Consider the following 15,245-nt stretch of genomic DNA (forward strand, 5'->3'; position numbering starts at 1 on the left):
AGGGGAATATTGAGGATGAAATATGAGAGCTTGTGATATAATGATCTCGCCTGTGCTCACCGAAAAAACTAATATTCAGCGAGAGAATATGAGTGTTTATGCTTTTAGGGTTAAGAAGCAGGCTAATAAGAAAGATATTGGTGCTGCAATTAAGGAGCTTTTTGGTGTTGTTCCGGTGGCTTGTAGAGTTCTTAATGTTAAAAGCAAGAATAAGATAGTGGTTTCAAAGAAGGGTTACCCTATTGGTAGAGGAAGAACTTCTTCGTGGAAAAAGGCGTATATTTATCTTAAAAAAGAAGATAAGATAGACATATTTTAGTGGTTTTGGAGAAAGGAAAATATGGGTATTAAGACTTATAGACCGAAAACGTCTTCTTTGCGATATAAAACAACTTTGTCCTTTGATGATTTGAGCAAGGGGAATAGTCCTTTGAGGTCTTTGACTAGAGGTAAGGTTTCTAGAGCTGGGAGAGATTCTTCTGGAAGAATTAGCGTCAGAAGGAGAGGTGGAGGGCATAAGAGAAGGTATAGGGAAATTGATTTTGGTAGAAGGGATAAGTTTGGGGTGTATGCTCGGGTTGCGTCTATTGAATATGATCCAAATAGAAGCTCCAATATAGCTTTGCTTGTTTACAGGGACGGGGATAAGAGATATGTCATTGCCCCTAAGGGGATTAAAGTTGGTGACATACTGGAGAGTGGTCCAAATTCTCCAATAAGAAGTGGTAATTCACTTCCTCTTGAGAATATTCCAGTTGGCAAGATGGTGCATAATATTGAGCTTAGCCTTGGAAGGGGAGGGCAGCTTGTAAGGAGTGCTGGTAGTTATGCTATGATACTTGCCTCTGATGATGATTATGTTACTGTTAAGCTTCCGTCAGGAGAAATGCGCATGATTTTTAAGAAATGTATGGCGACTCTTGGAGAGGTTGGGAACGAGGATTATATGAATGTTTCTTGGGGCAAGGCTGGTAAGAGTAGGTGGCTTGGAAAGAGGCCTAGGGTGAGGGGGGTTGCTATGAACCCTGTTGACCATCCTCATGGCGGTGGAGAGGGCAAGACTTCTGGAGGTCGCCATCCTGTATCTCCTTGGGGGCAGCCTACTAAGGGGTATAAAACTAGAAAAAAGAAGAAATACTCAGATAAATTTATAGTTAAGCGAAGAAGTAAGTAGGAGATTATAGTGGCAAGATCTATTAAGAAAGGACCTTTTATAGAAAAAAGTCTTTATCAAAAAGTTTTAGCAGCTTCTGGTAAGGGGAAAAGAGTGGTTATTAAAACATATTCTAGAGCTTCGACAATAATACCTGACATGGTAAGTCTTACTATATCTGTTTATAATGGTAAGTCTTTTATTCCTGTCTATATTACTGAAGATCTTGTGGGGCATAAGCTTGGTGAGTTTTCTCCGACAAGGATTTTTAGGGGACATGCTAAATCAGATAAGAAGGGAAGGAAGTAGGGGGTTATGGGTGTAAATAGGAGATATACGGCAAGGGGCAAGAATCTGCCATCTTCCCCGAAGAAGGTGAGGCCCATAGCTGATAATATACGTGGTAGATCTTATGTTGAGGCTGCTGCTATACTTTATTCTATGCCCAATAAAGGGGCTAAGCTTTTGGGTAAGGTGGTTAAATCAGCTGCATCAAATGCTATGTATCATAATAAAAATCTTTCTGAGGATATGATCATTGTGAAGGTGGTTATGGTTGATGATGGAAGGCGCCGTAAGAGTGTTTGGCCTAGAGCTAGAGGGAGGGCCGATAGACTAGTTAATAGAAGTTGTCATATTTTTGTTGAAGTTGATGAAAAGATGGGAAGTGGAGAATAAGATATGGGTCAAAAAGTACATCCTTATAGCTTAAGAATAAAGATTAATAAGGACTGGAAGTCGAAATGGTATTTTGATAAGAAGTTGTATTCGGAGATACTTTATGAAGATTTCTTGATAAGACGAGAGACTATGAAGTTTCTCAGGGGTATTAAGTTTGATATTTCTGACATAGAGATTATTAGAAATAATCTTCAAAGGGTAACAGTGGTTATTTCTACTCCAAGGCCTGGTTCTGTTATTGGAGCTAAGGGCGCCAACCTTGAAAAGATAGGGCAGCTGCTGACTAGGAAGATTTCTAAAAAGATCAATATTAAGATAAAAGAGATTAAAAAGCCGGAGTTTGATGCTCAGATTATTGCTAATGGGATAGCAAGGCAAATTGAAAATAGGGCTTCTTACAGAAAGCTTTTAAAAACTTCGCTTTCGTCTTCTATTTCAAAAGGTCTTCAGGGAATTAAAATTAAAGTTTCGGGTAGGCTCGGTGGGGCTGAAATTGCTAGAAGTTTTGAGGTTAAGGAAGGAAGAATCCCTTTGCACACTCTTAGGGCTAACATAGATTATGGTTTTGTTGAGGCGCAGACGACTTATGGTATCATTGGCGTTAAGGTTTGGGTATTTAAGGGAGAGCTTTTAGGGAGGAAAATTAATGCGGATGCTGGTCAGGTAATAAATAAAAAGCCTGCAAGGGAGAGAAGTGAAAATTTTAATAAGATTGGGATAGCGCAAGATAGGAATAGCCAGGATGGCAAGAATAGAAGGGTTTCAGACGAGGGTAAATTTTTTAAGGAAAAATCAGGGCCCGGAGATGATTCTGTTTAGAGGAAGATTTTTGATATCTAGGATCTTAAGGAGAGTTAAATGTTGAGTCCTAAAAAGGTTAGGTATAGGAAGAGGCAGAGAGGGAGGCTTACTGGGCAAGCACAGAAGGGGAATAAGATATCCTTTGGAGAGTATGGGCTTGTTTCTCTTGAGACGGATTTTATTACTTCAAGGCAGATTGAGGCAGCTCGTATTGCTATGACTCGTAGGGTTAAGAGAGGTGGTAAAGTTTGGATAAGAATATTTCCGGACATTCCTTACACCAAGAAACCAGCTGAGACTAGAATGGGTAAGGGTAAGGGGGGTGTTGATCATTGGAATGCTCCTGTTAAGCTTGGGACTGTTATGTTTGAGATGGCTGGCGTAGCTAAGGAGCTTGCTGAGGAAGCTATGGTGCTTGCTAGCTCTAAATTGCCAGTTAAAACGGTGTTTGTTGTAAGGAGAGATTTGAGGTAGGCTATGTTAAAGAAATTTAAGGATATGTCTCTTGATGATATTAGGGCTAAGCGCTTGTCGCTGAAGAGAGAGTATATGGATTTGAGGTTTAGGACGGTTGTGGGGCATGTTGAGAACCCTTTAAAGAAAAGGGAGATAAGGCGGGATATTGCAAGGCTTAATACGATAATCTATGAATATGAAATAGGTATTAGGAAGGTTTAGTTTTATGGCAAGAGAAAATAAGAGAGAGCTAGTCGGTAGGGTTGTCAGCGATAGGATGAGTAAATCTATAGTTGTTGAAATTGTTCAGAGAAGAATGCATCCTATATATCATAAATACCTAAAGGTTAGTAGAAGAGTTAAGGCTCATGACGAGAAAGAAGAATCAAAGGTTGGAGATAAGGTAAGGATTGTTGAGGCTCGACCTATTAGTAAGGAGAAGAGGTGGATGCTTGTTGGAGTTTTAGAAAAGTCAAAGTGATTTTTGTTGTTTTTTAGAGGAGAGTAATATGGTACAGATGCAGACGTATTTAACGGTTGCTGATAATACAGGCGGTAAGTTGGCTCAGTGTATAAAGGTTTTGGGTGGTAGTAAGAAGCGTTATGCTAGGGTTGGAGACATAATTGTTGTCGCTGTAAAGCAGGCTATTCCTAATTCTCCTGTTAAAAAGGGAGATGTGTATAAGGCTGTTGTTGTTAGAACTTCGAAAGAGATAAGACGTAGGAATGGGACTTATGTTAGATTTGATGATAATGCTTGTGTTATACTCGATGCTAATTTAAATCCAAGAGGTAAGAGAGTTTTTGGGCCTGTTGCAAGGGAATTGAGAGATGCTAATTTTATGAAGGTTGTCTCTTTAGCTTCAGAGGTAATATAGGGGTGTAATTATGAAGACAAAGCTAAGATTGGGGGATAACGTAAAGGTTCTTTGTGGCAAAGATAGAGGAAGGATAGGTAGAGTTATTGGTATTGATAGGGGGAGATCTAGGGTTACTGTTGAAGCTTGTAATATGGTTAAAAAGGTTATTAAGGCGAGGACACCTCAGGAAAAGAGTAAAATAATTAATAAAGAGGCAGCTATGGATATCTCGAATGTGATGTTGTTCGTGGGGGGCATAGCTTCTAGGGTAGGGTTTAGATTTGAAGGCAATGAAAAGAAGAGATTTCTTAAGAAGAATGGGGGGAATGTTTAAAGTATGAGTTACGTTCCTGAGTTTAAGAGATATTATAGGGAAAGTATTGTGAAGGAGCTTGCTGAGGAGTTTCAGTATAGGTCTATCATGCAGGCTCCTAGAATAGAAAAAATAGTTGTTTCTATGGGGGTTGGAGAGGCTGTTAAGAACAAGAAGCTTTTAGATTCGGCTGTTGAGGAGCTTAGTCAGATTACTGGCCAGAGGGCTGTGAAGACGAAGGCTAGGAGAGCTATTGCTGGTTTCAAGATTAGACAGGGACAGGAAATTGGAGCTATGGTTACACTTAGGGGCAATGTTATGTATGAATTTTTATACAAGCTTATCAATTTAGCCTTGCCTCGTGTTAAAGATTTCAGAGGAGTTAACGGCAATTCTTTTGATGGCAATGGCAATTATTCTTTCGGGATAGCAGAACAGATAATATTTTCTGAGATAGATTATGATAAAATAGAGCGAGTGTCTGGTTTGAATGTTACTATAGTAACGACGGCTTTAAGTGATAGGGAAGGGAAGGCTTTGCTATCTAGGTTTGGTATGCCGTTTAGTAGCTAAAGGAGTTTGTATTTATGGCTAAGAAGTCAATGATAATTAAGGCTTTACGGAAGCCAAAATATAGAACAAGGCAGAATCATAGGTGTAGGCTGTGTGGGCGCCCAAGGGGATATATGAGAGATTTTGGTATGTGTCGTGTATGTTTTAGGAAGTATGCGTCTGCTGGATTAATTCCTGGTGTTTCAAAGTCAAGCTGGTAAGGAGAGTTTATGTCGGTTACGCATTCAGTTGGAGATATGTTAACTAAGATAAGAAATGCAAGTAGAGTTAGGCATGAATCTGTGGAACTGAAGATGTCTAAGATAAATAAGTCGATTTTAGATATTCTTAAGGAAGAAGGGTATATTAAGGACTATGGGTTGTTTGATAAAGATGGTATTTCTTTTATTAGGGTGGTGTTAAATTATGATAATAAGAGAAATCCTGCTATAAACAGGATAGATGCTATTTCAACTCCTGGTAGAAAAGTTTATTCTTCGTATAAAAAAATGCCGAGGATAAAGAATGGCTATGGGATCTTGGTTGTGTCCTCTTCTAGGGGTGTTATTACCGGGAAGAAGGCTAGGGATAGCAAGGTGGGCGGTGAGCTCATTTGTTCAGTTTGGTAAGGGGGTGTTTGTATGTCACGTGTTGGCAAGCTTCCTATAAGGATAGCAGATTCTGTTAAAGTGGGCGTTGTGGACAATTTGATAACGATTGAGGGGAAGAGGGGTAAATTGAATCAGGTGGTAGGAAGCGGTATTAAGGTTAGAGTGGAGGATGACAACATTATTGTGGAGCGTGCTTTTGAGGATAAGCAGACAAGAGCCTTTCATGGGCTTTATAGAAGCTTGATTTTTAATATGGTCAAGGGAGTGACGGATGGGTTTTCAAAGTCCCTTACTATTAATGGGGTAGGTTATAGGGTGGAGCAGCAGGGGAGCAGTCTTTTTTTTAATCTGGGGTATTCAACTCAGTTTGAGTATGTAATACCGGAGGGGGTTTCTATTAAGCTTGATGGGAATACTAAAATTTCAGTTGAGGGGATAGACAAGTGCAGGGTTGGACAAGTCGCTGCTGAGATTAGAAGCTTGAAGGTGCCAGAACCGTATAAGGGTAAAGGTATTAAGTATGACAGTGAGGTAATTAAGCGTAAAGTAGGAAAATCGGGAGTAAAGAAATAAGTTTTAGGTGATTATTTATGAAAAGAATAAAAGAAGCTGAAAAAAGAAATATGAAACGCAAGAAGAAAATAAAGGGCAGGATTGGGCTTGGAGTGGCAGACAGACCTAGGGTTACTGTCTTTAAGTCTAACAGATATTTTTATGCTCAGGTTATCGATGATGTGGTGGGGCACACCTTGGCAAGTGTTTCCACTATTGAGAAGGGCCTTAAATTGAGTAAAAACGTTGACGATGTAAGGAAGCTTGGAGAGGTCCTTGTGAGTAGGCTTAAGGAGAAGAATATAAGTAGACTTATTTTTGATAGGAATGGTTATAAATACCATGGGCTTATTGCAAGCTTTGCGACTTCTTTGCGGGAAGCTGGTATTGATGTTTAGGAGGAGATAGGGTGGAAGCTCAGGTTCAGAAGAAACAAATAGAGAAATTAATATCACTTAATAGGGTTACCAAGGTTGTAAAAGGGGGGAGAAGGTTTTCCTTTGCTGCTTTTATGGTTATTGGTGATGGAGAAGGGCGTGTTGGCTGGGGGTTTGGTAAGGCTAATGATGCTAGCGATGCTATAAAGAAAAGTTCCACGAATGCTAGGAAAAATTTAAGGTCTGTTCCTATTAAGAAGGGTACACTACCTCATATGGTTATTGGAGATTTTAAGAAGGCCAAGGTTTTAATTAAGCCAGCCACTGAGGGTACTGGCATTATTGCGGGTGGACCTGTGCGCGCTGTAATGGAAGCTGTGGGGGTGCATGATATTTTGAGCAAGTCTCTTGGGTCTAATAATTCTATGAATGTGGTGAAGGCGACTTTTAGGGCATTTGATTTGGTTTTGGATGGTAGAAAAGTGGCTGGAATAAGAGGGAAAACTTTAAGAACTTTATGGGGTTGATTTATGATTAAGAGGAAATTAAGACTTCAACTTAAGAAAAGTAGGTTTAAGGCTTCAAGATCTAGGGCTAAAAACAAGGCTTTTATTAGGAGGATGGAGAGGAATAGAGAGGTTATTTCTAAAAGTGGTGTTGAGGTCGAAGTTGAACTCAAGAGAAGCTCGATTGGAAAATTGGATAACAAGGTAAGGACATTAAGAGCTTTAGGCTTGAAGAGAATAGGAGATAAAAGAAGGCATAGTTTGGACAAATCGGTACAGGGGATGCTTGTTAAGGTAATTAGTATGGTTTTAATAAGTGAGGTGGTAAGTGGTTAAGTTAAGAAGTCCTTTGGGGGCCAATAAGGCTAGAAAGGTTTTAGGTAGGGGGTCCGGATCTGGTCTTGGGAAGACGTCAGGTCGAGGTCAGAAAGGGCAGAGAGCTAGGAATAGTTCGCCAAGGCCTGGATTTGAAGGGGGGCAAACTCCTCTTTATAGGAGACTTCCAAGGAGAGGATTCTCCAATTATGATTATAAGTTAAGATATGAGATTGTGGGGCTTGATGATATAGAGAAAAAATTTGAGCCTGGTGATGTAGTAAGTTGTAGCACTTTATTTGAGAAAGGACTTGTGGGCAGGAATGTTAAGAATATTAAAATTTTGGCTAACGGTGAGCTTACTAAGAAGGTTGATTTTGAAATTTCTCGCATTTCAAAATCTGCTGAAGAACTTGTAGTAAAAATGGGTTGTAAAATTAAGTTAATTTAGAATGGTAGTGGGATGAAAGATTTGTTTTTCAATTTGTTTAGTATCAAGGAGTTAAGGACTAAGTTTTTGTTTACTCTGTCTATTCTTTTTATTTTCAGGGTTGGTTCGTATTTGCCAATACCGGGAATAAATCCTGTGGCTCTCAGGAGCTATTTTAAGGCACAGGCAGATTTTTCGATCACTAATTATTTTGATTTTTTTTCAGGTGGTGCTTTTAGTAATTTTTCTGTGTTTATGCTTGGCATAGGACCCTATATATCGGCTTCAATCATCATACAGCTTCTCGTTTATTCTTTTCCTTCTCTTAAGAGAATGCAGGAGGGGGATGGTGGAAGAAAAAAGGTTAAAAAATATACAAAGTATCTAACGATTGTTGCGGCCTTGGCCCAGGGGTATGCTACTAGCCTTTACGCAAGAAGTATTCCAGGTGCACTTAATATGCCTTTTAGTAGATATATTTTTATTGCTATTTTGACTGTCACGGCTGGGACTTTTATACTTTTGTGGCTTGGTGAACAAATCAATCAAAGGGGAATTGGAAACGGTGTGTCTTTGATAATTTTTTCAGGAATAGTAGTGAGACTGCAGGCGGCTTTGTTTAATTTGTTTCAGGGGATGAGAGACCCTTCTCAAAATATTAATCCCGTTTTTGTGATATTGGTTTTAGGTGTTTTTGTTGTAGTCGTAGTGCTAATTATATATGAGTATAAGGCACAAAGAAGGATTGCTATACACTATGCTAGGGCAAGTTCAAGGGGTACTGTGAGTTCGTATTTACCAATAAAACTTAATCCATCGGGAGTTCTACCTGTCATTTTTGCGTCTGTTCTTATTACTTTGCCTTTGCAAATTTTGAGTGGGTTTGCTGAGACTTCTGCACTTGCAAGACAATTTTTATCCTATCTAAGACCCAACGGACTTTATTATAATTTGTTGAATGTAGTCTTAATAGTAGGGTTTACATATTTTTATTCGAAGATACAATTAAGTCCTAAGGATATAAGCAATAATATTAGGAAAAATGGAGGTACTATTCCAGGAATAAAGGCAGATGAAATGGAGGGCTATTTGGATAGTATTATGAATAGAACGCTATTTTCGGGCTCTATTTTTTTGTCTATTATTGCAATAATTCCATTTTTGGTGCAGACTATCTTCAGATTTCCGTATGATGTCTCAAGGATCGTGGGCAGTTCTTCATTGTTGATTATGGTGGGGGTGGCTCTTGATACGTTAATTCAGATTGATGCGTATTTAAAGACCCGAGGAGTGTCTCGTGGGAATGATAAAAAGAGTGCTTTTTTACAAAAAATTTAGGGGTAGGTTATGAAAGTTAGGGTAAGCGTGAAGCCGATTTGTGAAAAATGTAAGGTAATAAAGAGAAAGGGTGTTTTAAGGATTATTTGTGATAACCTCAAGCACAAACAAAGACAAAAATAAGGGGATATAATGGCTAGGATAGCGGGAATAGATTTACCTAATGGTAAACAACTTCAGATAGCTCTTACATCTATTTATGGCATAGGAAGGGCTAGAGCTTTGGAAGTCTGCAGAAAGACGGATATTGCGCCAGATAAAAAAGCGAAGGATTTAGATAATAATGAAATTAATAAGCTTAGAAAGATAGTTGAAAGTGATTATGTTGTCGAGGGGAAGCTTAGAAGTGAGTTGGCTATGTCTATTAAGAGGCTTATGGATATTGCATGTTATAGGGGAGTTAGGCATAGGAAGGGGTTGCCCTTAAGGGGACAGAGAACTAAAACTAATGCAAGGACTAGAAAGGGTAAGCGAAGAACTGTTGCTAATAAGAAAATAGCTGCTAAATAAGATTGTTTTGTATATGGAGGGTGAAGATTGAGTGCAAAATTATCGACTAACAAAAGAAGAGTAAAGAGGACTATTGGAGAGGGTAATGTTTATATACAAGCTACTTTTAATAACACAATCGTGACTGTATCGGATATAAGGGGTAATACTTTAGCTTGGGCAAGTGCGGGGGGTATGGGGTTTAAGGGGGCTAAGAAATCGACTCCTTATGCTGCTCAGATGACTGCTGAGTCTGCTTTGGGTAAGGTTAAGGATTTTGGTATTAATTATGTACATGTCTTTGTGAAAGGACCAGGGATTGGTAGAGAGTCTGCTATACGTGCTGTTGGATCGGCTGGTATAGTTGTTAAGTCAATCTCAGATGTAACTCCGATACCGCATAATGGGTGTAGGCCTAAGAAAACTAGACGAGTTTAATTGGAGGAACTAACTGATGTCTTTAGATAAACTTTTGAAAGATTTTACTATACCTGATAGGATTGAGTTTTTAAGGGGAGAGGATGATGGTTCTTATGGGAAATTTGTAATATATCCTTTTGAGAAAGGGTTTGGTGTTACCATTGGAAATACTCTAAGGCGAGTTTTGTTATCTTCTATTGAGGGGTACGCTATATCTGCTATGAGAATTCAGTCTAATCAGGGGGGATCTTCGAGGGCTGTTTCAAGTGAATTTGATTTAATACCTGGAGTTGTGGAAGATACTCTTGAAGTAATTGCTAATATTAAGAATATTCATTTAAAGCTAGACAGGGGGATTAGTAGTACGGTTATAAGTTTTTCTGTTAATGGTAGGGACACTAATGTGTTAAGAGCTGCTAATTTTGAAAGAGAGGGCGTTGAAGTATTAAATAAAGATTTGGTTATTGCTACACTTTCAGGTGATGCAAGTTTGGATTTTGAGTTTCAAGTTAATTATGGGAGAGGTTATGTTTCTTCTGAGCACAATGCTAGGTATTTGGAAGAAGTTAATACTATTGCGCTTGATTCTATATTTTCCCCAATAGAAAAGGTGTCATATTCTATTGAGGACACTAGGGTGGGGCAACGATCTGATTATGATAAGCTTATTATGGAAATATGGACAACGGGTGCAATTAGTGCTAATGATGCTATAAGAAAGGCTGCTTCTGTAGTGCGAGAGTTTTTACTTCCATTGGTGAATTTTGAGGATAAGATTGTTCAATCGCTTGAAAATTCTGAATTGAAAGAATCTGACTTGCTTAATATGAGTATTAAGAAGTTAGATTTGTCTGTTAGATCCTTAAATTGTTTGACTAAGGAGAATGTTAAAACTTTGGGGGAGCTTATTAGTAAGACTTCGGAAGAGCTTTCAAGGGCTAGAAACTTTGGGAAAAAAAGTTTAGAAGAAATAATTGAGAAGCTTAGTATTTATGGGTTATTCTTAGGGATGGCTAAGACGGAGGCTATTAAAGTATTAAACAAAAACGATAAAATATCTAAGTAAAAGGAAACTGTTTCATATGAAGACTAGGATAGGATTTAATAGATTAGACAGGAAATCAAGCCACAGGAGGGCGCTTTTAAGGAATATGGTAATTTCTCTTTTTAGGCACGAGAGAATAACTTCTACTAAAGTTAAGTTGGGTGAAGTTAAGAGATTTGCTGAAAAACTAATTACTAGAGCAAAGGTAGATAGCGTGCATAACAGAAGGGAAGTGTCAAGGTTTATACACGATAAGTATATTCTTAATAAATTATTTACCAATATTTCCCCCATTTTTAAAGAAAGAAAGGGCGGTTATACTAGGGTTATTAAACTAGGGCAGAGACGTGGAGATGCTGCTGAGATGGCTATTCTTGAGCTAGTTGATAAAACCCTAGAAGAAAAGTAATAGTCTTTACATATTAAGTATTTCCTTTTTAAGGAGTTATATTTAGTTAGTTTAGAGGATAAGAGGTAAGCTATATGTTGTATATTACTTTTTCTTCTATTCTTGCTGTTGTTATAGGCGTTGTATTAGGTTTTGCAATAAGAATTGTTTTAGATAGAATTTCTTTATTAAACTTAGGTAAAAAGCTAGAAAAGATAAAAGAAGAAGCAATTTTAGAGATAGGCAATGAAAAAAAGCAGATTATTTCGAATGCAAAAGCTCAGATGCTTAAAGAAAAGAATCAGCAAGATAAGGAAATAAGAGAACGAAGGAATGAAATTTTTAACTTAGAAAAAAGGTTTTTACAAAGAGAGGAGACACTGGACAAGAGAATGTCTGCTCTTGATAAGCAACAAAGTAGAATTGATTCCAGAGTTAAGGAATTTGAACAAAAAGAAAAGACGATACGAGAAAAAGAAATATCTTTAGTTAAAAAATTAGAAAATATTTCTGGCTTAACGAAAGAGGAAGCAAAAAAGATCGTCATTGAGAGAGTTGAAAATGAGGCTAGAAGGGATGCTCAGATTATTATCAATAAAAGCGAACAAGAGGCTCAGCTTTTAGCAGATAAGCTTTCAAAGGATATATTGGTATCCACCATGCAGCGCATGGTTACAGAAGTTAGCTCTGAATTTACTATTGCTTCTGTTGCATTGCCTAACGATGAGATGAAAGGCAGGATAATTGGCAAGGAAGGGCGCAATATTAGGGTGCTTGAAACATTAATAGGGGCTGATATCATTATTGATGATACTCCTGAAGCTGTTGTTATATCTTGTTTTAATCCAGTAAGAAAGGAAATAGCTAAAAGAACGCTTGAGAGACTTATTACAGATGGGAGAATTCACCCCGCAAGAATTGAAGAAGTTGTTCATAGTGTTACTAATGAAATAAATAATATTATCCTTGAAGAAGGAGAGAAGGTAGTATTTGATTTAAATATTCATGGACTTGATAAGAGACTTATTAGGGGGCTTGGTAGGCTTTACTTTAGAAGTAGCTATGGTCAAAATGTCTTAAGTCACTCAAAAGAAACAGCAATAATGGGTGAAATTTTAGCTAAGGAGATGAAGTTAGATCCTGTTGTCGTAAAGAGAGCGTGTCTTTTGCATGACATTGGTAAGGGCATGGAAAGTATTTCAGAGAATAGCGAGGGGCATGCCATTACGGGAGCTGAGCTTGCGCAAAGTTGTGGAGAGAGTGACATTGTTGTTAACGCTATTGCTGCTCATCATAACGAAATAAAACCAGAGAGTCTTGAAGCTATTGTTGTTCAAATAGCGGATGCTATTTCTGCATCTCGGCCTGGCGCAAGGCGTGAAAGTTTGAATAATTATATAAACAGACTTAAGAGGCTAGAGGAAATTGCTTATGGGTTTGAGGGCGTTCAAAAATGTTATGCAATTCAGGCTGGGCGTGAAGTTAGGATTATTGTTGACAATTTATTGGTTAATGACGAGAAAGCCACCATGCTTGCAAGGAACATTGCAAAGAAAATAGAAGTTGAGATGAGATATCCTGGTAAAATTAAAGTTACTATTATTCGAGAAACCAGAGTTATTGAATATGCAAGATAGTGGCATTATTAGGACTTTAATAATTGGGGATATAATAGGTGATTCGGGATTGAAAAAGATTTTTTTTAATCTTAAGATCCTTAAGGATAAATATAACGTTGATCTTGTTATTGCTAATGGAGAAAATTCGTCTGGGGGGTTTGGAATTACCCCAGAGATAGCAGATAATCTTTTTAAAGCTGGTGTTAATGTTGTTACTACAGGTAATCATGTCTATTCTGACCATAGTATAAAAGAATATTTAGATAAGCAGAAATATATATTAAGACCAAATAATTTTTCAGATTTACTTGAGGGACATGGTTATTGTGTTTTAAATATCAGAAATGAAAAGGTTGCTGTTGTAAATGTTCAAGGGTTTTTGGGAATGACTTTTATTGTTAAAAACCCTTTTGAAAATATAAAAAAGTTTGTAAATATGATCAAGAATAAGGTCAAAACTATTTTTGTTGATTTTCATGCTGAGAGTAATTATGAAAAAGAGAGCTTTGGATATTTTTTGGATGGACTTGTTACGGGAGTTGTTGGCACACACACGCACGTAATGACACAAGATGAGAGAATTTTAGAAAAAGGAACTGCTTATATCAGTGATCTTGGTATGACAGGCAGTTTAAATTCTGTAATAGGGTTTAGTCCTGAAATTTCTCTTAAGGGGTTGCTTGAGTGTGTTTCCCTGCGAACAGAGGTTGTTGAGGATAACGTGATTATACAAGGGGTTGTCATTACTTCTGATATTAAGACGGGACGTGCTTTAAAGATTGAGAGAATACAGAAATAGTTTACTTAATTTGCTTTGTCAAAGTTACCCTAATTTGACAAGAGATGAGTTGCGGATATTAATTTTAACTGGAAGTGTGTACGTCAATTCGCACAAGGAGCTCAATCCCAAGGTTTTACTGGTAAAGAGTAGTGAAATAAGTTTGGTACAATCCGAAGTTAATCAGTTTGTGTCAAGAGGAGGGGGTAAACTTTTAGAAGCATTGGAATCGTTTAAAATCGCAGTTAAAGGTAAGGTCTGTGTTGATGTTGGAGCTTCAACGGGTGGGTTTACAGATTGTCTTTTGCAAAAAGGAGCTTTGTTAGTTTATGCTGTTGATGTTGGCTTTAATCAGCTTTCTTATAAGCTGCGAGTTGACCCAAGGGTTAAGGTTTATGAGAAGACTAATATATTTGATGTTAAACAATATGACGTCTCCCCCAATTTAGCTGTTGTTGATGTTTCTTTTAGATCTGCAGTTGGCATATGCATAGATTTAATTAATAAGCTTTCTGACGGGTTTATCATTGCTCTTATTAAACCTCAGTTTGAACTTAAAGGATTAGATTTAGATATAAAAGGTTTTAGTGGTGTGGTCGATTCTAAACACCTGACTAAAATACTAGATAAGGTAATTAGAAGATTTTATGACAACAACTTACAAGTTAAAAACATACTAAAACTTAAAATCAAGGGAAGAAAGGGAAATCAAGAATTTATGTTTTTAATTACCAAGAACGCCCAGATGGAGCTTAATCAGTCTCTGGAACTACTTAAAAGTATTAATGATTGATACTTTGAAGTGTTTTTTTATCTAAAACGCCTGAGAAATTTAAATTGAAATCTTCAAGTATTATTGGATTATTGCCAATTTTTAAAGTTATTCCGTTAATGCCCTGGATCTCAAGGCATGTTAAGATAATCTGGTTTACTTGGTTGATTGTACCCTCTACTCCAAAGCTATTTTCATAAAATTCCTTAGATAGGTTGATGTGAGCAATACCATCACTTATGCTTAAATTTAGTATTTTAGTATTAATGGGAATTAAACTTAAATAGTTGTTTTTAAGTTCATATTCATTTGGTCCATTAATAAGTGCTTTTAGCGTTTCTTCAAGAATATTTTTGTCATAGTGAATAGTCCTTTTAATGTCTTGCTTTAAAAAATGCCCTTCAGCAGTAACTTTTATGAAATACAGTTTAACTGCTTTTTTCTTTTTTGAAAGTTTTTGTTGTTGGTGCTTAAATTCTTCTTCGATTTTTTGTATTTCAGGAGGTTTGATTAAAAATTTCTCATCACTAACCATCTTAACAGTTTCTCTTTTTGTATTGTCTAACTCAGCCTCTATTACTTTACTAGGTTTTGATGAATCAAATTCAAAGTTTTCATAACCAGTAATTTGCTCATTAAATATGTTCTTGATTAACGAATTTTTAACCATTAGCAATAAACAAAGTCCCGTAGCAAAAATGGCAAACAGTACCAGGAATACATCTGTCTTGCTAAAATTACTTCTCTTGCGTCTATTCCTTTTCTTCCTCTTCAACCGAACATCCGTCT

At 37.2% G+C, this 15,245-nt stretch carries 28 protein-coding genes; 27 read left to right on the plus strand and 1 reads right to left on the minus strand.

The annotated features are described in order from the left end of the window. Positions 1 to 22 precede the first annotated feature (22 nt). The 27 genes from rplW to LSO06_RS02625 all read left to right on the plus strand — a co-directional run bounded on the left by rplW (position 23) and on the right by LSO06_RS02625 (position 14,477). Entirely contained in the window at positions 23 to 319 is a 297-nt protein-coding gene (rplW, locus tag LSO06_RS02495) for a 50S ribosomal protein L23 (RefSeq protein ID WP_231760496.1), read from the plus strand. 21 nt (positions 320 to 340) lie between these two features. Then, positions 341 to 1,174, plus strand: coding sequence for a 50S ribosomal protein L2 (gene rplB, locus LSO06_RS02500; protein WP_231760497.1), 834 nt, complete (start codon positions 341 to 343; stop codon positions 1,172 to 1,174). A gap of 9 nt (positions 1,175 to 1,183) precedes the next feature. Further along, complete coding sequence (rpsS, locus tag LSO06_RS02505; protein ID WP_231760498.1) at positions 1,184 to 1,462, plus strand: 30S ribosomal protein S19; 279 nt, start codon at positions 1,184 to 1,186, stop codon at positions 1,460 to 1,462. 6 nt (positions 1,463 to 1,468) lie between these two features. Beyond that, positions 1,469 to 1,831, plus strand: a complete 363-nt coding sequence (gene rplV / locus LSO06_RS02510; protein ID WP_231760499.1) for a 50S ribosomal protein L22 — start codon at positions 1,469 to 1,471, stop codon at positions 1,829 to 1,831. A 3-nt stretch (positions 1,832 to 1,834) separates the two neighbouring features. Further along, on the plus strand, positions 1,835 to 2,653 hold the full coding sequence (rpsC, locus tag LSO06_RS02515) for a 30S ribosomal protein S3 (RefSeq protein WP_231760500.1): 819 nt from the start codon (positions 1,835 to 1,837) through the stop codon (positions 2,651 to 2,653). Between the two features lie 39 nt (positions 2,654 to 2,692). Continuing rightward, positions 2,693 to 3,109, plus strand: a complete 417-nt coding sequence (rplP, locus tag LSO06_RS02520; protein ID WP_231760501.1) for a 50S ribosomal protein L16 — start codon at positions 2,693 to 2,695, stop codon at positions 3,107 to 3,109. Between the two features lie 3 nt (positions 3,110 to 3,112). Continuing rightward, positions 3,113 to 3,313 carry a 50S ribosomal protein L29 gene (rpmC, locus tag LSO06_RS02525; RefSeq protein WP_231760502.1) on the plus strand — a complete coding sequence of 67 codons (201 nt, stop codon included), beginning with the start codon at positions 3,113 to 3,115 and terminating at the stop codon, positions 3,311 to 3,313. A 4-nt stretch (positions 3,314 to 3,317) separates the two neighbouring features. Further along, entirely contained in the window at positions 3,318 to 3,572 is a 255-nt protein-coding gene (gene rpsQ / locus LSO06_RS02530) for a 30S ribosomal protein S17 (RefSeq protein ID WP_231760503.1), read from the plus strand. 28 nt (positions 3,573 to 3,600) lie between these two features. After that, positions 3,601 to 3,969 carry a 50S ribosomal protein L14 gene (gene rplN / locus LSO06_RS02535; RefSeq protein WP_231760504.1) on the plus strand — a complete coding sequence of 123 codons (369 nt, stop codon included), beginning with the start codon at positions 3,601 to 3,603 and terminating at the stop codon, positions 3,967 to 3,969. 10 nt (positions 3,970 to 3,979) lie between these two features. Then, on the plus strand, positions 3,980 to 4,285 hold the full coding sequence (gene rplX / locus LSO06_RS02540) for a 50S ribosomal protein L24 (RefSeq protein ID WP_231760505.1): 306 nt from the start codon (positions 3,980 to 3,982) through the stop codon (positions 4,283 to 4,285). A gap of 3 nt (positions 4,286 to 4,288) precedes the next feature. Next, complete coding sequence (rplE, locus tag LSO06_RS02545) at positions 4,289 to 4,837, plus strand: 50S ribosomal protein L5 (protein ID WP_231760506.1); 549 nt, start codon at positions 4,289 to 4,291, stop codon at positions 4,835 to 4,837. A gap of 14 nt (positions 4,838 to 4,851) precedes the next feature. Next, a complete protein-coding gene (locus tag LSO06_RS02550) occupies positions 4,852 to 5,037 on the plus strand; it encodes a type Z 30S ribosomal protein S14 (RefSeq protein WP_231760507.1) in 186 nt (61 codons plus the stop codon). Positions 5,038 to 5,046: 9 nt separating this feature from the next. Beyond that, positions 5,047 to 5,445, plus strand: coding sequence for a 30S ribosomal protein S8 (gene rpsH, locus LSO06_RS02555; protein WP_231760508.1), 399 nt, complete (start codon positions 5,047 to 5,049; stop codon positions 5,443 to 5,445). 12 nt (positions 5,446 to 5,457) lie between these two features. Beyond that, the gene (gene rplF, locus LSO06_RS02560; RefSeq protein WP_231760509.1) at positions 5,458 to 6,000 is read left to right on the plus strand and encodes a 50S ribosomal protein L6; all 543 of its coding nucleotides are present in this window, start codon (positions 5,458 to 5,460) and stop codon (positions 5,998 to 6,000) included. A gap of 17 nt (positions 6,001 to 6,017) precedes the next feature. Beyond that, positions 6,018 to 6,377 (plus strand): 50S ribosomal protein L18, encoded by a 360-nt coding sequence (gene rplR / locus LSO06_RS02565; protein WP_231760510.1) that lies wholly within the window; start codon positions 6,018 to 6,020, stop codon positions 6,375 to 6,377. 11 nt (positions 6,378 to 6,388) lie between these two features. Beyond that, positions 6,389 to 6,883 carry a 30S ribosomal protein S5 gene (rpsE, locus tag LSO06_RS02570; RefSeq protein WP_231760511.1) on the plus strand — a complete coding sequence of 165 codons (495 nt, stop codon included), beginning with the start codon at positions 6,389 to 6,391 and terminating at the stop codon, positions 6,881 to 6,883. A gap of 3 nt (positions 6,884 to 6,886) precedes the next feature. Further along, positions 6,887 to 7,198, plus strand: a complete 312-nt coding sequence (gene rpmD, locus LSO06_RS02575) for a 50S ribosomal protein L30 (protein WP_231760512.1) — start codon at positions 6,887 to 6,889, stop codon at positions 7,196 to 7,198. Beyond that, a complete protein-coding gene (rplO, locus tag LSO06_RS02580) occupies positions 7,191 to 7,628 on the plus strand; it encodes a 50S ribosomal protein L15 (protein WP_231760513.1) in 438 nt (145 codons plus the stop codon). The genes rpmD and rplO overlap by 8 nt, the downstream gene beginning before the upstream one ends. 12 nt (positions 7,629 to 7,640) lie before the next feature. Further along, positions 7,641 to 8,945 carry a preprotein translocase subunit SecY gene (gene secY / locus LSO06_RS02585; protein ID WP_231760514.1) on the plus strand — a complete coding sequence of 435 codons (1,305 nt, stop codon included), beginning with the start codon at positions 7,641 to 7,643 and terminating at the stop codon, positions 8,943 to 8,945. 9 nt (positions 8,946 to 8,954) lie between these two features. Continuing rightward, positions 8,955 to 9,068, plus strand: a complete 114-nt coding sequence (gene rpmJ / locus LSO06_RS02590; protein WP_002557090.1) for a 50S ribosomal protein L36 — start codon at positions 8,955 to 8,957, stop codon at positions 9,066 to 9,068. A gap of 9 nt (positions 9,069 to 9,077) precedes the next feature. Next, the gene (gene rpsM, locus LSO06_RS02595; protein ID WP_231760515.1) at positions 9,078 to 9,455 is read left to right on the plus strand and encodes a 30S ribosomal protein S13; all 378 of its coding nucleotides are present in this window, start codon (positions 9,078 to 9,080) and stop codon (positions 9,453 to 9,455) included. A 27-nt stretch (positions 9,456 to 9,482) separates the two neighbouring features. Next, positions 9,483 to 9,872: a 30S ribosomal protein S11 gene (rpsK, locus tag LSO06_RS02600; RefSeq protein ID WP_231760516.1), complete on the plus strand. Its 390-nt coding sequence runs from the start codon at positions 9,483 to 9,485 to the stop codon at positions 9,870 to 9,872. A gap of 16 nt (positions 9,873 to 9,888) precedes the next feature. Then, the gene (locus LSO06_RS02605) at positions 9,889 to 10,920 is read left to right on the plus strand and encodes a DNA-directed RNA polymerase subunit alpha (protein WP_231760517.1); all 1,032 of its coding nucleotides are present in this window, start codon (positions 9,889 to 9,891) and stop codon (positions 10,918 to 10,920) included. A 16-nt stretch (positions 10,921 to 10,936) separates the two neighbouring features. Continuing rightward, positions 10,937 to 11,308: a 50S ribosomal protein L17 gene (gene rplQ, locus LSO06_RS02610; protein ID WP_231760518.1), complete on the plus strand. Its 372-nt coding sequence runs from the start codon at positions 10,937 to 10,939 to the stop codon at positions 11,306 to 11,308. Positions 11,309 to 11,382: 74 nt separating this feature from the next. Next, positions 11,383 to 12,924, plus strand: a complete 1,542-nt coding sequence (rny, locus tag LSO06_RS02615; protein ID WP_231760519.1) for a ribonuclease Y — start codon at positions 11,383 to 11,385, stop codon at positions 12,922 to 12,924. Continuing rightward, positions 12,914 to 13,705, plus strand: a complete 792-nt coding sequence (locus LSO06_RS02620; protein WP_231760520.1) for a TIGR00282 family metallophosphoesterase — start codon at positions 12,914 to 12,916, stop codon at positions 13,703 to 13,705. The genes rny and LSO06_RS02620 overlap by 11 nt, the downstream gene beginning before the upstream one ends. Continuing rightward, positions 13,686 to 14,477 (plus strand): TlyA family RNA methyltransferase, encoded by a 792-nt coding sequence (locus LSO06_RS02625; RefSeq protein WP_231760521.1) that lies wholly within the window; start codon positions 13,686 to 13,688, stop codon positions 14,475 to 14,477. The genes LSO06_RS02620 and LSO06_RS02625 overlap by 20 nt, the downstream gene beginning before the upstream one ends. Here LSO06_RS02625 and LSO06_RS02630 read toward each other — a convergent pair. After that, positions 14,467 to 15,231, minus strand: a complete 765-nt coding sequence (locus LSO06_RS02630) for a GerMN domain-containing protein (protein ID WP_231760522.1) — start codon at positions 15,229 to 15,231, stop codon at positions 14,467 to 14,469. The genes LSO06_RS02625 and LSO06_RS02630 overlap by 11 nt on opposite strands. Between the last annotated feature and the right edge of the window lie 14 nt (positions 15,232 to 15,245).

The organism is Borrelia sp. RT5S (assembly GCF_021165755.1).
Taxonomy (GTDB): domain Bacteria; phylum Spirochaetota; class Spirochaetia; order Borreliales; family Borreliaceae; genus Borrelia.

Excerpts from the sequence above, each read along its gene's own strand:
- rplR (WP_231760510.1), top strand. The coding sequence starts at position 6,018 with ATGAAAAGAATAAAAGAAGCTGAAAAAAGAAATATGAAACGCAAGAAG.
- LSO06_RS02605 (WP_231760517.1), top strand. The coding sequence starts at position 9,889 with ATGTCTTTAGATAAACTTTTGAAAGATTTTACTATACCTGATAGGATT.
- rplE (WP_231760506.1), top strand. The coding sequence starts at position 4,289 with ATGAGTTACGTTCCTGAGTTTAAGAGATATTATAGGGAAAGTATTGTG.
- rny (WP_231760519.1), top strand. The coding sequence starts at position 11,383 with ATGTTGTATATTACTTTTTCTTCTATTCTTGCTGTTGTTATAGGCGTT.
- rpmD (WP_231760512.1), top strand. The coding sequence starts at position 6,887 with ATGATTAAGAGGAAATTAAGACTTCAACTTAAGAAAAGTAGGTTTAAG.
- rpsM (WP_231760515.1), top strand. The coding sequence starts at position 9,078 with ATGGCTAGGATAGCGGGAATAGATTTACCTAATGGTAAACAACTTCAG.
- rpsH (WP_231760508.1), top strand. The coding sequence starts at position 5,047 with ATGTCGGTTACGCATTCAGTTGGAGATATGTTAACTAAGATAAGAAAT.
- rpmC (WP_231760502.1), top strand. The coding sequence starts at position 3,113 with ATGTTAAAGAAATTTAAGGATATGTCTCTTGATGATATTAGGGCTAAG.
- rplF (WP_231760509.1), top strand. The coding sequence starts at position 5,458 with ATGTCACGTGTTGGCAAGCTTCCTATAAGGATAGCAGATTCTGTTAAA.
- secY (WP_231760514.1), top strand. The coding sequence starts at position 7,641 with ATGAAAGATTTGTTTTTCAATTTGTTTAGTATCAAGGAGTTAAGGACT.
- LSO06_RS02550 (WP_231760507.1), top strand. The coding sequence starts at position 4,852 with ATGGCTAAGAAGTCAATGATAATTAAGGCTTTACGGAAGCCAAAATAT.
- rplB (WP_231760497.1), top strand. The coding sequence starts at position 341 with ATGGGTATTAAGACTTATAGACCGAAAACGTCTTCTTTGCGATATAAA.
- rplV (WP_231760499.1), top strand. The coding sequence starts at position 1,469 with ATGGGTGTAAATAGGAGATATACGGCAAGGGGCAAGAATCTGCCATCT.
- rpmJ (WP_002557090.1), top strand. The coding sequence starts at position 8,955 with ATGAAAGTTAGGGTAAGCGTGAAGCCGATTTGTGAAAAATGTAAGGTA.
- rplW (WP_231760496.1), top strand. The coding sequence starts at position 23 with ATGAGAGCTTGTGATATAATGATCTCGCCTGTGCTCACCGAAAAAACT.
- rplX (WP_231760505.1), top strand. The coding sequence starts at position 3,980 with ATGAAGACAAAGCTAAGATTGGGGGATAACGTAAAGGTTCTTTGTGGC.
- rplN (WP_231760504.1), top strand. The coding sequence starts at position 3,601 with ATGGTACAGATGCAGACGTATTTAACGGTTGCTGATAATACAGGCGGT.
- LSO06_RS02620 (WP_231760520.1), top strand. The coding sequence starts at position 12,914 with ATGCAAGATAGTGGCATTATTAGGACTTTAATAATTGGGGATATAATA.
- rplP (WP_231760501.1), top strand. The coding sequence starts at position 2,693 with ATGTTGAGTCCTAAAAAGGTTAGGTATAGGAAGAGGCAGAGAGGGAGG.
- rpsQ (WP_231760503.1), top strand. The coding sequence starts at position 3,318 with ATGGCAAGAGAAAATAAGAGAGAGCTAGTCGGTAGGGTTGTCAGCGAT.
- rpsC (WP_231760500.1), top strand. The coding sequence starts at position 1,835 with ATGGGTCAAAAAGTACATCCTTATAGCTTAAGAATAAAGATTAATAAG.
- rplQ (WP_231760518.1), top strand. The coding sequence starts at position 10,937 with ATGAAGACTAGGATAGGATTTAATAGATTAGACAGGAAATCAAGCCAC.